14 protein-coding genes are annotated in these 14,159 nt (G+C 54.6%); all 14 read right to left on the bottom strand.

Annotation, left to right across the window (positions count from 1 at the left end):
• Positions 1-7 precede the first annotated feature (7 nt).
• The 14 genes from clpX to pheA all read right to left on the bottom strand — a co-directional run bounded on the left by clpX (position 8) and on the right by pheA (position 14,156).
• Entirely contained in the window at positions 8-1,282 is a 1,275-nt protein-coding gene (gene clpX, locus H7F11_RS05275) for an ATP-dependent Clp protease ATP-binding subunit ClpX (RefSeq protein ID WP_193650111.1), read from the bottom strand.
• Between the two features lie 19 nt (positions 1,283-1,301).
• Complete coding sequence (gene clpP / locus H7F11_RS05270) at positions 1,302-1,946, bottom strand: ATP-dependent Clp endopeptidase proteolytic subunit ClpP (RefSeq protein WP_193650187.1); 645 nt, start codon at positions 1,944-1,946, stop codon at positions 1,302-1,304.
• Positions 1,947-1,998: 52 nt separating this feature from the next.
• Entirely contained in the window at positions 1,999-3,276 is a 1,278-nt protein-coding gene (gene tig, locus H7F11_RS05265; RefSeq protein ID WP_227485279.1) for a trigger factor, read from the bottom strand.
• Between the two features lie 73 nt (positions 3,277-3,349).
• On the bottom strand, positions 3,350-3,937 hold the full coding sequence (gene pyrE, locus H7F11_RS05260; protein WP_193650109.1) for an orotate phosphoribosyltransferase: 588 nt from the start codon (positions 3,935-3,937) through the stop codon (positions 3,350-3,352).
• Positions 3,938-4,009: 72 nt separating this feature from the next.
• Positions 4,010-4,708 (bottom strand): orotidine-5'-phosphate decarboxylase, encoded by a 699-nt coding sequence (gene pyrF, locus H7F11_RS05255; RefSeq protein WP_193650108.1) that lies wholly within the window; start codon positions 4,706-4,708, stop codon positions 4,010-4,012.
• Positions 4,705-5,865 (bottom strand): tetratricopeptide repeat protein, encoded by a 1,161-nt coding sequence (locus tag H7F11_RS05250; RefSeq protein ID WP_193650107.1) that lies wholly within the window; start codon positions 5,863-5,865, stop codon positions 4,705-4,707. Before H7F11_RS05250 ends, pyrF begins: the two co-directional genes overlap by 4 nt.
• Positions 5,866-6,168, bottom strand: coding sequence for an integration host factor subunit beta (locus tag H7F11_RS05245; protein WP_010638105.1), 303 nt, complete (start codon positions 6,166-6,168; stop codon positions 5,866-5,868). It abuts the gene before it with no gap.
• A gap of 133 nt (positions 6,169-6,301) precedes the next feature.
• The gene (gene rpsA, locus H7F11_RS05240; RefSeq protein ID WP_193650106.1) at positions 6,302-8,014 is read right to left on the bottom strand and encodes a 30S ribosomal protein S1; all 1,713 of its coding nucleotides are present in this window, start codon (positions 8,012-8,014) and stop codon (positions 6,302-6,304) included.
• 80 nt (positions 8,015-8,094) lie between these two features.
• Positions 8,095-8,775: a (d)CMP kinase gene (gene cmk / locus H7F11_RS05235; protein ID WP_193650105.1), complete on the bottom strand. Its 681-nt coding sequence runs from the start codon at positions 8,773-8,775 to the stop codon at positions 8,095-8,097.
• Complete coding sequence (gene aroA / locus H7F11_RS05230; protein WP_193650186.1) at positions 8,772-10,073, bottom strand: 3-phosphoshikimate 1-carboxyvinyltransferase; 1,302 nt, start codon at positions 10,071-10,073, stop codon at positions 8,772-8,774. Before aroA ends, cmk begins: the two co-directional genes overlap by 4 nt.
• Positions 10,073-10,954: a prephenate dehydrogenase gene (locus H7F11_RS05225; RefSeq protein WP_193650104.1), complete on the bottom strand. Its 882-nt coding sequence runs from the start codon at positions 10,952-10,954 to the stop codon at positions 10,073-10,075. Before H7F11_RS05225 ends, aroA begins: the two co-directional genes overlap by 1 nt.
• Before the next feature lies 1 nt (position 10,955).
• Positions 10,956-11,972: a 3-deoxy-7-phosphoheptulonate synthase gene (gene aroF / locus H7F11_RS05220; RefSeq protein WP_193650103.1), complete on the bottom strand. Its 1,017-nt coding sequence runs from the start codon at positions 11,970-11,972 to the stop codon at positions 10,956-10,958.
• A 4-nt stretch (positions 11,973-11,976) separates the two neighbouring features.
• A complete protein-coding gene (hisC, locus tag H7F11_RS05215; protein WP_193650102.1) occupies positions 11,977-13,074 on the bottom strand; it encodes a histidinol-phosphate transaminase in 1,098 nt (365 codons plus the stop codon).
• Positions 13,074-14,156 carry a prephenate dehydratase gene (gene pheA / locus H7F11_RS05210; protein WP_193650101.1) on the bottom strand — a complete coding sequence of 361 codons (1,083 nt, stop codon included), beginning with the start codon at positions 14,154-14,156 and terminating at the stop codon, positions 13,074-13,076. The genes hisC and pheA overlap by 1 nt, the downstream gene beginning before the upstream one ends.
• Positions 14,157-14,159: the final 3 nt, after the last annotated feature.

Below are 14,159 nucleotides of genomic sequence, written 5' to 3'. Positions count from 1 at the left end.
CTTTGTTTCAGGCAGGATGAGACATATCCACCTTGATGGCATCGTCATAAACCAGAAGCGGCTTGCCGCCACTTTCCACCACAGCAGCATCCACCACCACTTTTTTGACGCCGGTCATGGAAGGCAGCTCGTACATGGTGTCCAGCAAAATCTGCTCAAGGATGGAGCGCAAGCCACGAGCACCGGTTTTACGCGCAAGGGCCTTTTTGGCAATCCCCTTGAGCGCCTCTGGACGGAACTCCAGGGTAACACCCTCCAGGGAAAACATTTTCTGATATTGCTTGATCAGGGCATTTTTGGGTTCAGTGAGGATGGACATCAGCGCTTCTTCGTCCAACTCTTCCAAAAGTGCCAGAATGGGCAAACGTCCGACAAACTCGGGAATCAACCCATAGCGCACCAGATCTTCCGGTTCCAGATTCTGCATGAGCATGGCGGCAGTGGCATCTTTGTCCCGTTTTTTGAGAGGCGCGTTAAAGCCCATACCGCCTTTTTCGAGACGGGAAGAAACGGATTTTTCAAGGCCCGCAAACGCACCCCCGCAAATAAACAGAATGTGACGGGTATCCACCTGCAAAAATTCCTGCTGCGGATGTTTGCGGCCTCCCTGAGGAGGAACCGAGGCAACAGTGCCTTCAATCAGTTTCAGCAAGGCCTGCTGCACGCCTTCTCCCGATACGTCGCGGGTAATGGAAGGGTTTTCAGATTTGCGGGTGATCTTGTCGATTTCGTCAATATAGACAATTCCCGTCTGGGCTTTCTCCACGTCATAATCACATTTCTGCAGCAGTTTTTGAATAATGTTTTCCACATCCTCACCGACATAACCGGCTTCGGTGAGGGTCGTGGCATCGGCCATGGCAAAGGGCACATTCAAAAGGCGCGCCAAGGTCTGTGCCAACAGGGTTTTGCCGGAACCGGTCGGACCAATCAACAAAATATTACTTTTGTCGAGCTCTACTTCATTGTCCTTACCGCCATGCTCCAGACGTTTGTAATGATTATAGACCGCCACGGAAAGCACTTTTTTGGCACTGTCCTGACCAATGACATAATCATCCAGCGTCTTGCGTATTTCCATGGGTTTCGGCAGTTTATCCGGCTGATCACCGTGCAGATCATCCAGGATCTCGTCCTTGACGATATCATTGCACAGTTCAATGCATTCATCGCAGATGAACACCGATGGACCCGCAATCAGCTTCCGGACTTCGTGCTGACTTTTTCCGCAAAAAGAACAATACAAGGTCTTTTCGCCACTTCCCTCATGCTTTCCAGCCATAGCTGTTCTCCTGCCTGTTTCAGGCGGTCTCGTCATCACCGCGATGGGTAATCACGGCATCCACGAGATGATAGGTTTGGGCCTCTTCGGCCGACATGAAAAAATCCCGGTCGAGATCCTGCTCAATGCGTTCACGACTCTGTCCAGTATGGTGGACCAGAATATCGTTGAGTCGTTCACGAATGCGCAGAATTTCTTTGGTGTGAATTTCGATATCATGCGCCTGCCCCTGGAAACCACCGGAAGGCTGATGCAACATGATTCTGGCGTTAGGTAATGCGTAGCGTTTGCCTTCCGCACCAGCGGCCAGCAGTACGGCACCCATACTGGCGGCCTGGCCAATACAGACCGTGCTCACCTTGGGACGGATGAACTGCATGGTATCATAAATAGCCATACCCGCCGTCACCGAACCACCCGGGCTATTGATGTACAAAGCAATATCCTTGTCAGGATTTTCCGCTTCCAGGAAAAGCAGTTGGGCTACCACCAGGTTCGCCATCATGTCTTCTACCTGACCCACCATGAAAATAACCCGTTCTTTCAGCAGGCGGGAATATATGTCATAAGACCGCTCACCACGACCCGTTTGTTCCACCACAATCGGAACATATCCCAAACCCTGGGGGGCGGACGTAACTGGATCTCCTGCTTGTTTCCACATCATTGCTGCTCCTCGATTAAGGGACGCTGCCACATTCGTCTGAATGCCCGATTTACTCCGCTGGAGTTGCCGGAGAACGGCCAATCAACTGATTAAAGTTCACCGACTCTTCGGTCACTTTAACACGCTCCAGAAGCCATGCCACCACTTTATCCTCCAGCACCATGGCCTCGGCCTGTTCCAGCTGCTCCGGTTTGCTGCGATACCAGGCCACAAACTGGTCGGGATCCTCATATTGCTCGGCCATGTCGCGAATGACTTGCGTCACCTCGGCAGAACTGGCCTGCAGCTTTTCCCGACGCACCACTTCACTGAGGACCAGACCCAGCACTACCCGACGCCTGGAGATATTTTCCAGGTCTCCAGCAGTACTGGCATTGGGGTCTTTCTGCAATTGTTCCAGTTCATGGGCCAGCATTTGTTTGGGCAGGTCTGGCTGATTACTTTCGACCACCAGATCCAGCAGTTGCGATTTCACCTGGGCATGACTCAGCCTTTGGGCTTCGCGTTCCAGATTCTCCTTGACCTCCTGACGCAAGACAGCAACATCGCCGTCTTCGATACCCAGCGCCAGAGCAAATTCAGTGTTTAATTCGGGCAACTGTGCTTCAGCCACTTCCTTGACCTGGAGATGAAATTCGGCATTTTTGCCCGCCAGTTCGGCCACATGATAATCCGCAGGAAACTGTACAGAAACGTTTTTTTCTTCACCGGCAGAAAGCCCGATGAGGCCCTGTTCAATGTCAGGGAGCAGCCGCCCAGCGCCCAGGACTACCTGATAATCCACCACATCGCCGCCGGGCATGGGTTCGCCATCCATAAGTCCCTGGAAATCTACCGTAACCCGGTCTTCATTTTGTGCCGCACGCTCGGTTTTAACATAAAAACGGCGCTGCTGGCGCATAATGTCAATAGTGGCATCTACATCACTTTCCGTAACAACGGCACTTTTGCGAATCACCGTGGCAGTGGGAATTTGGGGTTCGAATTCAGGATAGACCTCAACAACCGCCGTGAACACAAAGTCTTCTCCGCGCCCGCCTTTTTCAACCTGCACTTCGGGACGCCCTACGGGACGCAGGGATTGTTCACGTACGGCCTGGGAATAGCGCTCATTAATCAGCTGGTCAAAGGTTTCCATGAGGGCATCTGAACCATAATGGCGTTCAACAATAGCCAATGGTGCCTTGCCCGGACGGAATCCCGGAAAACGCGCTGAGCGGGCCTTGTTACGTAAACGTTGCGTGACACCACTTTCTACCTCACTGGCAGGAATGGTCACATGAATGTGGCGTTCCAGAGGCGCAGCCTCCGGTGTGGAAATTTGCATGAACTGATCCTTGTTTTTCATTTTGTCTAAGCCTAAACACCCATCATAAACACAAGCCCGCCGCCCCTCAAGTTCAGCGCAGCCCCCGACTGCCCGGTTTCACCGGGACACCCCCCGCCGCGCAGAGCGGACAATCTTCAGCGGACCAGGTCCGCACCGGCAAACGCAGGAGTGGATAAAACGGAATATCATCAAAATCCTGGAAGCCAGCGCTACGATCAATAATTGCAGAACTAACCAGTACCTTGCCACCTGCTGCTTCTACCGCAGCAATGCATTCACGGGTCGATCCACCTGTCGTGGTAATATCTTCAACGACCAATACCCCTTCACCTGGAGATAAAGCAAAGCCCCGGCGCAGGACCATCTGGCCATTTTCACGTTCGGTAAAAAGACTGCGTACCCCCAGCGCTCTGGCACATTCATAGGAAACCAATACGGCACCCATGGCTGGTCCCACGACACAACGGATCTGCTTCCTGACTGCTTCTGGAATACCGGCAACCATCGCGGCACAGAGGCGAGCGGCATGTTCTGGATGCTGCAACACCCTTGCTGACTGCAAGTAGGTATCGCTATGCAATCCGGAAGACAGTAAAAAATGACCTTGCAGCAAGGCACCATCGTTTTTGTATAGATCCACTACTTCATCTGCTGTCACTGGGCCTTTTTCTCCATCAATAGCCATCCCCATTCAGGGCATATTAGTCTGATTTCATAAAATGGAAACATCTTAGCTTATACAAGCAGCCAACATGGCAGACAAGGCTTCTGCCGGATTGGGTGCCGCAGTGATGGGACGACCGACAACCAGATAGTCTGAACCTGACGCCAGAGCCGCTCCAGGCGTCATGGTCCGCTTCTGGTCATCGGCGCCATGCTGGGCGGGCCGGATACCCGGGGTCACCAGACAAAACTCCGGATGCAATTGTTTGAGCCGGGAAGTCTCCTGCGCAGAACAGACCAGTCCATCCAGACCAGCCTCTGCACTGAGCGCGGCTAACCTTTCTACCTGTAGCTCAACGGGGTCATGCACACCCAGCTGCGTCAGGGCATCGGCATCCAGACTGGTTAATACCGTCACCGCAATCAGCAGCGGCTGATGCCCGGAAACCGTCACACCATCAACAGCCTCCCGTGCGGCCTCCAGCATCGCCTTACCCCCACTTGCATGCACATTGAGCATCCACACTCCCAAGCGGGCGGCAACCTGACAGGCTTTGGCGACCGTCTGCGGGATGTCATGAAATTTGAGATCCAGAAAGACCTCAAAACCCCGGCTCTGAAGTTGTTCAACCACTTTGGGTCCGGATGCCGTAAAGAGTTCCTTGCCCACTTTGACCCGGCATTGTCGGGGATCCAAAAGTTCAGCCATGGCCAGTGCTGCTGCCATATCTGCGTAATCCAGTGCGACAATAAGTGGTGATTTCACAGCTTTTCCTCCCCTGAAAAGACACCCCACTGGCGACAACTGGGGCAGCGCCAGTAATACTGCGTACTTTGATAACCACAAGACTGACAATGAAACAGTTCAGGTTCCAATTGCCACTGACGCACGGCCAGAGCCATTTTTTCGATCAGCTCCGCTTCCGGGGCTTTCGGGTCCATGCTTAACAACAGCTGAAATACCCTAAGATCAGGTTTTTTGATCAGAATATTGCGCAAAAAACTGCTGGCAGATGCCTGTCCCTCTATTTTCTGCAAAGCTTCTGCCAGGCGTTTTATGGCCAGCGGCGAACGACAGTGAGCCTGCAAACGCTGCAGATGATCCTGCTGCTGCCCCCCCAAGTGCCGCAAAACCTGCAGAAAGGGCTCCAGCACCAGTAAAATCGCCGAATCAGTGGGTAGTGTCAGCAATTTATCCCAGTATTTGAGGGCACCCTGCCAATCTTTTTTGTCAAAGGCCAGACGCCCGGCAATCATCAGGGCACGCGGATTGTCGGGAATCTCCCGGCGCGCAGCATTCAGATACTTTTGTGCCTGAGAGTGATCCTCACTGCGCAGCGATTCTTCAGCCAGCTCACCGTACAACAAGGCAATTACCGTTTGCTGTTCGGACATTCCTGATTGGAGCAAACGCTTGCGAATGGCGATAGAGGAAGCCCACTCACTACCCAGTTCATAGAGTTCTGCCAGCGTGGCAAGCCCTTCGGTATGCGCGGGCTGACTTTCAAGCAATTCCTTGAGAATGCTTTCTGCCCGATCCAGAATTCCGGCTTTCAAATAATCGCGGGCAATTTCAAACAGCACACTTTGCCTTAGCCCCTCAGCCAGGGCCGGCTGTTCCAATAAGTACTGATGCACCCGCAATGCCCTTTCCAACTCGCCACGTCGGCGAAACTGACGGCCCAGGGCCAGGAGAATATCGACACTCTCCGGGTGCTGGCGCAAGGCTTCGAGAAAAACCTCTACCGCTTCGTCCTGACGTTCACTCAGAAGGTAATTCAGACCCTGAATATACACCTGAGGGATGGCTTTGCCAGCGGGGGCTTTTTGGGTACGCCCCATCCAGAAGCCCAGCAGGGCAGCAAAGCCTGATACTATCCCCAGGACGAGGACAACCGCAGAATCCACGCCCAGAATGGTCAATCAGGCTTTGCCGGATGTATTCTCTGGATAATCGACCTGCTCGCGCAGTTCCTTACCCGGTTTGAAGTGCGGAACCCGCTTTTCCGGCACCATGACCGATTCGCCGGTCTTGGGGTTACGCCCCTGTTTAGCCGGGCGCACATGCATGGAAAAACTGCCAAAGCCACGAATTTCAATGCGCTCACCTTCAGCAAGTGCATCACTGAGGTAATCCAGCATATGGCGGGTGGCCATTTCAATATCACGCACACTGAGCTGCGGGTATTGGGCGCTGATGTTTTTGATCAATTCAGATTTAGTCATGATTTTTAGCTTCTTCAAATAAGCACTGATTGGAAAACTTGTAAAAACGTCAGACGGCAAGAATTTCGGCCTGACGCTAAAAAAAGGGGCTCCCCGGATACTCAATAAGGGCATCACGGGAGCCGTCTTGCAATTAACCCTCTTCTTCCTGCTTACGCTTGAGCTGCTCTTTAATCAGGTCACCCAGACTGGTGGTGCCTGTTGCCGCGCTGCGGGCATACTGCTGGGTAGCAGCAGCCTGTTCTTCAGCACTTGGGGCTACGGCCACATCGCGCGCCTTGGTACTCAGGGTCAAGGTGCGGTTTTTACGATCTACGGCGGCAATGGCCACCTCAATCTTGTCACCCGCAGCCAGGGTCTGGCCCTTGCTCAACTCACGCTGCGGCAGGTGGCCTTCAACCCCTTCACCCACGCGAATTTCTGCGCCACGACCGTCTACGGAAATGACTTCACCTTCTACCAGCGCGCCCTTTTCATTGGCGACGACAAACTGAATGAAAGGATCCGTTTCCATCTGCTTGATGCCAAGGCTGATACGTTCACGTTCCGGGTCAATGCTGAGCACCACTGCTTCCAGCGTATCGCCTTTCTTGAAGTCACGCACGGCTTCTTCACCGGTACGATCCCAGGCAAGGTCGGAGAGATGAATCAGGCCGTCAATTCCACCATCCAGACCCACAAATACGCCAAAGTCGGTGATGCTCTTGATCTGGCCGGAGACCCGATCGCCTTTCTGGAAGTTCTGGGCAAAATCATCCCATGGATTAGGCAGACACTGTTTGATACCCAGAGAAATACGGCGGCGCTCTTCGTCAATATCAAGAATCATCACCTCTACTTCCTGACTGACATGCAGGGCCTTGGCCGGATTAATGTTCTTGTTGGTCCAGTCGATTTCGGAAACGTGCACCAGACCTTCCACGCCTTCTTCGATTTCAACGAAGGCACCATAATCGGTGACATTGGTGACCTTACCGAAAATGCGGGTAGATTCAGGATAACGACGGGCAATATCACGCCACGGATCTTCACCCAACTGCTTCATGCCCAGTGAAATACGACCTCTTTCGCGGTCGAACTTGAGGACCAGGACACGCACTTCGCCGCCAACGGTAACCACTTCGCTGGGATGCTTGACGCGACGCCAACCCATATCCGTGATATGCAGCAGACCATCAATTCCACCCAGATCAATAAATGCGCCGTAATCGGTGAGATTCTTCACCACACCGTCGAGGATGGCACCTTCCTGGATGCTTTCCAGCAACACCCCACGTTCAGCGCTTTGTTCCTGCTCAACCACGGCGCGGCGCGACACCACCACGTTGTTACGCTTGCGATCCAACTTGATGATTTTCATCTCGAGATCTTTGCCTTCGAGATAAGCCACATCACGCACCGGACGGACATCCACCAGTGAACCTGGCAGGAAGGCGCGGACACCATCAATGCTGACGGTGAAACCGCCCTTGACCTTACCGGTCAGGAAGCCATGTACCACTTCATTGTCATTGAAGGATTTTTCGAGATCGACCCAGGTCTTGGCACGCCGGGCTTTTTCACGCGAAAGACGGGTTTCACCCATACCATCTTCGACCAGTTCCAGACAGACTTCCACCGAGTCACCGACCTTGACTTCGATTTCACCTTCGGCATTGCGAAACTGCTCGGCAGGAATGGGTCCTTCGGATTTAAGGCCGACATCGACGATGACAAAATCATTATCCACGCGGGTGACAATGCCGGTGAGCAACTCACCAGGCTTCAGACCCTGGGTACTCTGGCTTTCTTCAAACATCTCGGCAAAACTGGGTTCAACAAGCATTTCAGCGTTAGGGGTGGTCATAAATTTCAATAGGCCTCATGTACCGGGAGCACCGTGGGTGTCCCTTTTGATTACAGCTCAATGCCAAATCAATGGCGGTTTCAATTCTCCTGCAACGCGGTTTTTACCCACGCCTGCAAGACCGTATAGGTTTCGACGACTGTTTGCGCACTGGTATCCAAAATTCGGGCATCCGCAGCGGGCCGGAGCGGCGCGACACTGCGTTGTTGATCCCGGGCATCCCGTTCTGCAATTTCCGCCACAACGCTCGCGAGATTAGCACTAATCCCCTGTTCCATCAACTGATTGAGGCGTCGTTTACCACGTTCTTCGGCACTGGCGGTCAAAAAAACTTTCAAGACCGCTTCCGGGAAAACCACCGTACCCATATCCCGACCATCGGCCACCAGACCCGGAGCCTGGGCAAAGTCTCTTTGCCGCTGCAACAAAGCCGTACGCAGCGCCGGGATGACGGCAATTTGCGAAGTCAGTGCGCTGATCCGTGGAGTACGAATAGCCTCGTCCACCGGTTCATCGTGCAACAGCACCAGGGTCTGGTTGCCATCCCCCCGGAAGCGCAAGGGCAATTCCAGCGCCAGCCGAACCAGGTCGGCTTCATCATCTTTTGCGATTCCTGATCGATCTGCCGCCAGCGCCAGGGCACGATAAATAGCCCCGCTATCCAGCAAGTACCAGCCGAGATCATGCGCCAGCATGCGTCCCAGCGTTCCCTTGCCGACACCACCCGGACCATCCAGCGTCACCACAGGAATCCGGCTCATGCGTTGAGGACCTCCAGGCGCAACCCTGCCTGACGCGCCAGCACCGGGAAACCGGGAAAAGAGGTGGCGACGTTGGCACAATCCAATATTTCAACATCTCCGGAGGCTACCTGCCCGGCCATGGCAAAAGCCATGGCAATGCGATGATCGCCATGACTATCGACCTGCCCACCACAGAGGGTGGAAGGCGTAATCACCGCCCCGTCAGGCTGCTCTTCCACTGCAACACCCAGAGCGCGCAAACCGGCCGCCATCACGGCAATACGGTCACTTTCCTTCACCCGCAATTCTTCAGCCCCCGAAATGGTAGTAGGCGTTTTCGCACAGGCGGCGGCAATAAACAGGGCCGGAAATTCATCAATGGCCAAAGGCACCAAATGGGGAGGAACCTCAATGCCTTGCAGTGGGGCATAACGTACCCGGATATCCGCCACCGGCTCACCACCAATTTCGCGCAGGGCCGTCAAATCTATCCGCGCGCCCATCCGGGTGAGTATTTCAATGATTCCGGTGCGGGTGGGATTAATGCCTACCCCTTCAAGCAGCAGGTCCGAACCCGGGGTGATACTGGCACCCAACAGAAAAAAAGCTGCCGAAGAAATATCGCCGGGTACCTGGATGCGTTGCCCTGTGAGCTGACCACCACCTTCCAGGCAGGCATGATTTCCCTGTCGGGATAACGCATAACCGAAACCTTTCAACATTCGTTCACTATGATCCCGGGTAGGTGCCGGTTCGGTGACACAGGTTTCGCCCCGGGCATACAATCCTGCCAACAACACTGCGGATTTCACCTGGGCACTGGCAACCGGCATCTCATAATGCAATCCCTGCAAGGGCTTGCCGTGAATAAGCAGGGGTGCTTTACCGTCTTGTGACTGAATATCGGCGCCCATGGCCGTAAGTGGTTTCAAGACCCGGCCCATGGGACGCTTCTGCAAACTCGAATCACCCACCAGGGTGCTGGCAAAAGTCTGCCCGGCCAACACTCCGGTCAGGAGACGCATGGCCGTGCCGGAGTTACCACAATCCAGGGGCGCTTGCGGCGCCTTCAGGCCATGCAGACCCACTCCATGAATGCGCAGGTAGCCATTTACCGGTCCTTCCATCTGGACCCCCATGGCCCGAAATGCCGCAATGGTTGCCAGTACGTCTTCGCCCTCCAGGAGCCCTTCTACTTCGGTCACGTTTTCGGCAAGGGCACCGAGAATGACGGAGCGATGGGAAATGGACTTATCTCCCGGAACAGGGAAGCGGCCTTTGAGCGCATTGCCAGGTTTGACGAGGTAGCGGGTAATCATTCAGAAAGCACCGGTGGAAAATGAAATTGTTGGCGAACCGTTTTGCCACGCGCCAGCCAGGACTGCAGATCGGGCGTTGCTTCGTCCATCAGAAGTTGTTCAGCCAGACTTAAGTTCTGTTGGAGTTGTTGCAGTTGCTGACGTACTGCCTGCTGGTTTTCCTGCAGAATTTCGGCCCAAAGTGCGGGGTTTGAATCGACAATGCGCGAAAAATCTCGCAAACCGCCACCCGCCAGATTTTCCAGACCGGGAAACTGCGGCGCCAGTCCGGCCAAATAGATATATGCCAACAAATGCGGCAGGTGACTGGTAGCTGCCAGCGCTGCATCGTGAGCCTGGGGCGACATTTCCTGCACCTCGGCACCCAAGGCCATCCAGAACTGCCGGACTTTGTCCAGCGCCAGCTCATCCGTCCGGTCTGCCAGCGGCGTAAGAACTACTTGTGCAGCACGATACAGGTCCTCACGCGCCGCCGGAAAGCCAGTCATTTCACTGCCGACCACCGGATGACCCGGTACAAAGCGCGCCCCGAAAATTTCCGTAGCCCGGCAGGCAATAGTATTTTTGGTACTGGCCAGATCGGTTATTACCGCAGCAGGGCCTGCCCAGCGCGCAACCTCTGGCAGCTGGGACAGTAAGACTTTGGGCGGAGTGGCCAGCAGGATCAGATCGGCATCCACCAATACCTCCGGCAACTGATGACCCAGTTCAATTCGCCAAGGTTCTGCACTGGACTGCAGAGCGGCTACGGCAGCGGCACTGGGCAACACGGCATGAATAGGACCCTCATACCCAACAGCGCGCAAGGTCTTGGCAACACTGCCCCCCATCAGCCCGAGGCCCACTATGGCCACCCGCTGAAAGGGAATCTCCGGCATCTTACAGTTCGCGCCCTATGGCCGCTGCGACTTTATGCAAATCATCCATCAAGGTCATCAACTGCTGGGGACTAAGCGCCTGATCGGCATCACACCAGGCTTCTTCCGGACAGGGATGGGATTCCACCAGCAAGCCATCAGCTCCAGCGGCAATGGCGGCTTTTGAAAGTGCCGGAACCAGCCAGGACTTACCACCGGCGTGGCTGGGATCGACGATCACTGGCAGGTGGGTTTCCTTCTTGAGTACCGGAATAGCCGTGACATCCAGCACATTCCGGTAGGAAGTTTCGAAAGTACGGATGCCCCGCTCGGCAAAAATGATTTTGTGATTACCATGGGCGGCAATATATTCCGCTGCCATCAACCATTCCTTGACCGTGGCGCTGTGACCCCGTTTGAGAATGACCGGCACATCGAGACGTCCCACTTCTTTGAGCAGATCAAAATTCTGCATGTTGCGGGTACCAATCTGAATGATATCCACCCCTTTTTCCAGGAAAAGGTCGATTTTCCGGACATCCATCAATTCGGTAACAATGGGCAGACCCACTGCATCAGCAGCCGTCCGGAAATAGTCCAGGCCCTCATCACCAACACCCTGAAAGGTATAAGGACTGGTGCGCGGCTTGAAAGCACCACCGCGCATCAGACGGCATCCAGCGGCTTTCACTGCCTCTGCAGCACTGCGCATCTGCTCCGGCGTTTCTACGGAACAGGGGCCGGCAATAATCTGGATTTGTTTACCACCAAAGGGAATTCCCCGCACCTCAACGATGGTATCGGTGGACTTGAATTCACGACTGACCAACTTATAGGGCTTGAGAATGGGCATAACCTGTTCCACTGCGGGTAAGGATTCCAGGGCGCCTTCCGGCAACAAGCGTTCGTCGCCCAGCAGACCTACCACGGTCCGTTCCGAGCCAGTACTGACCATAGGCTGCAGGCCGAATTGGCGAATCCGCTCCAGCAGCTGTTCCATCTGCTCTGCGCTTGCTTGTGGTTTGACGATGACGATCATGGGATTACAGGACCTCGCCCAGCATTTTCAAAAAACGTTGATTTTCCACCGGCAGGCCCACACTCACCCGCAGATGATCCGGCATGCCGTAGGGGCTGAGGGGGCGCACGATCACACCACGCTGTAACAACGCCGAATACACGCGCTGCCCTCCTCCCGGTACGGCGAAGGCGGTAAAATTGCCTGCAGGGGGCAGAATTGTCAATCCAAATTTATCCAACCCCTCCGCCAGAACCTGTCTTTCCTGGCGATTGTTGACGCGCGTTGCCTCCAGATGCCGGGTATCAAGCAAGGCGGCATGCGCAGCCACCTGCGCCAGGCTGTTGATATTGAAGGGCTGACGGACGCGTTCCAGCACGGCAATCAGGTCTGGATGCCCCATTCCATAACCACAGCGCAGTCCGGCCAAGCCATAAGCCTTGGAAAAAGTCCGGGTTACCAGCAAATTGCTGAAACGTTCCAGCCATTGGCGACCATCCGGATAATTTTCGTCGTCCATCAGTTCCAGATAGGCCTCGTCGAGAACCACTAGGGCATGCGCCGGGACACTGTCAATAAAGGTTTCCAGGGCCGCGCCGGACAATTGCGTGCCGGTTGGATTATTGGGATTGGCGATAAATACCAGTCGCGTCCGCTCACTGAGCAAGGCCGTCATGGCATCCAGATCATGTCCGTAATTGCGGGCAGGCGCGGTTCGTACCGTCGCACCACTGGCCTGTGCAGCGATAGCATAAGCGGCAAAAGCATATTGCGACACAATCACTTCCGTCCCTGGCCCGGCAAAGGCACGGACCGCCATTTCAATAACCTGATCCGAACCATTTCCAAAAATAAATTGCCGGGGGTCCAGGTCATGCATTTGCGCAAGACGCGCCCGCAGTTCCGGAGCGCCACCTTCTGGATACAGGGCCAGATCGGGCAATGCGTCACGTATTGCCGCCAGCGCCAAAGGACTGGGACCCAGGGGATTTTCATTGGAAGCCAGTTTGATGGCGTCGCGAATACCCAATTCACGTTCCAGTTCAGCCAGGGGCTTGCCGGGTTGATAAGGACGTAAATCCGCCACCCCCGGAGCTGCGTACTCCAGAAAATTCAGTGTCATTAAAAAACCGCCTTGGGATAACTTCCCAGACAACGATAAAAAGAAGACTGTGCCGCCAGAGCATCCAGTACTGGGGTCAAGTCAGAATCCTGACAATGCCCCAACAAATCCAGGTAAAAAACATATTCCCAGACCGCCGAACGCGCGGGACGGGATTCTATGCGGGTCAGGCTGATATGCGCATCAGCCAGGGGTGACAAGAGCGCGTGGAGACTCCCCGGCCGATTAATACCCGCCACTACCAGGCTGGTTTTATCCTGACCGGTGGGACGCGTAAAAATTTTTCCGATGACCAGAAAACGGGTGGTGTTTTCCGGGTTATCTTCAATGCCAGCCTGCAGAACATTCAGGGCATAAGTTTCGGCAGCCACGGTGGTTGAAATGGCAGCGCCTTGCGGATCCTGGACTGCCCGTTCTGCGGCTACTCCATTACTGGGGACATCCACCAACTCGACATGGGGCAGATGCGCAGCCAGCCATTGTCGACACTGGGCGCGGGTCTGGTAATGCACATAAACCTTGCGGATTTGCTCCATAGGAATATTGGCCACCAGATTATGCACAATGCGTAACTGCACCTCTCCGCAAATTTGCAGGGGATAATCCAGTAACAAATCCAGCGTCAGGTTGACAGAACCTTCGGTGCTGTTTTCCACCGGAACCACGCCAAACTGTGCCTGCCCGCCATCCACCATCCGAAAAATTTCAGGGATACTGGCCGTCGGTTGAAAAGATGCCGAACGGCCAAAATGTTTTTGTGCGGCCATCTGCGAGAATGTCCCTGCCGGCCCCAGATAAGCGACTTGCAGGGTTTCTTCCTGAGCCAGTCCTGCCGAAATAATCTCCCGATAAATGCTGGCCACCTGGGCATCTGTAAAAGGTCCGGGATTTTCCTGCATAATCCGTCGCAGGATTTCTGCCTCACGATCAGGATGATAAAAACGGCTTTCGCCCTCAGCGCGCTTGAGTTCACCCACGGCGTGGGCCAGTTGGCCCCGCTCGCTCAGCAACGCCAGAATTTTGCCATCGACGTGATCAATGGCGGCACGCAATTCCACCAGGCTGCGCGGGGATGTTTTCAAAAG

The organism is Acidithiobacillus sp. HP-2, from assembly GCF_015100155.1.
In the GTDB taxonomy this organism is placed as follows: Bacteria; Pseudomonadota; Gammaproteobacteria; order Acidithiobacillales; family Acidithiobacillaceae; genus Acidithiobacillus.
The sequence above is the reverse complement of the archived record's forward strand: the minus strand, read 5'-3'. Positions and strand labels throughout refer to the sequence as shown.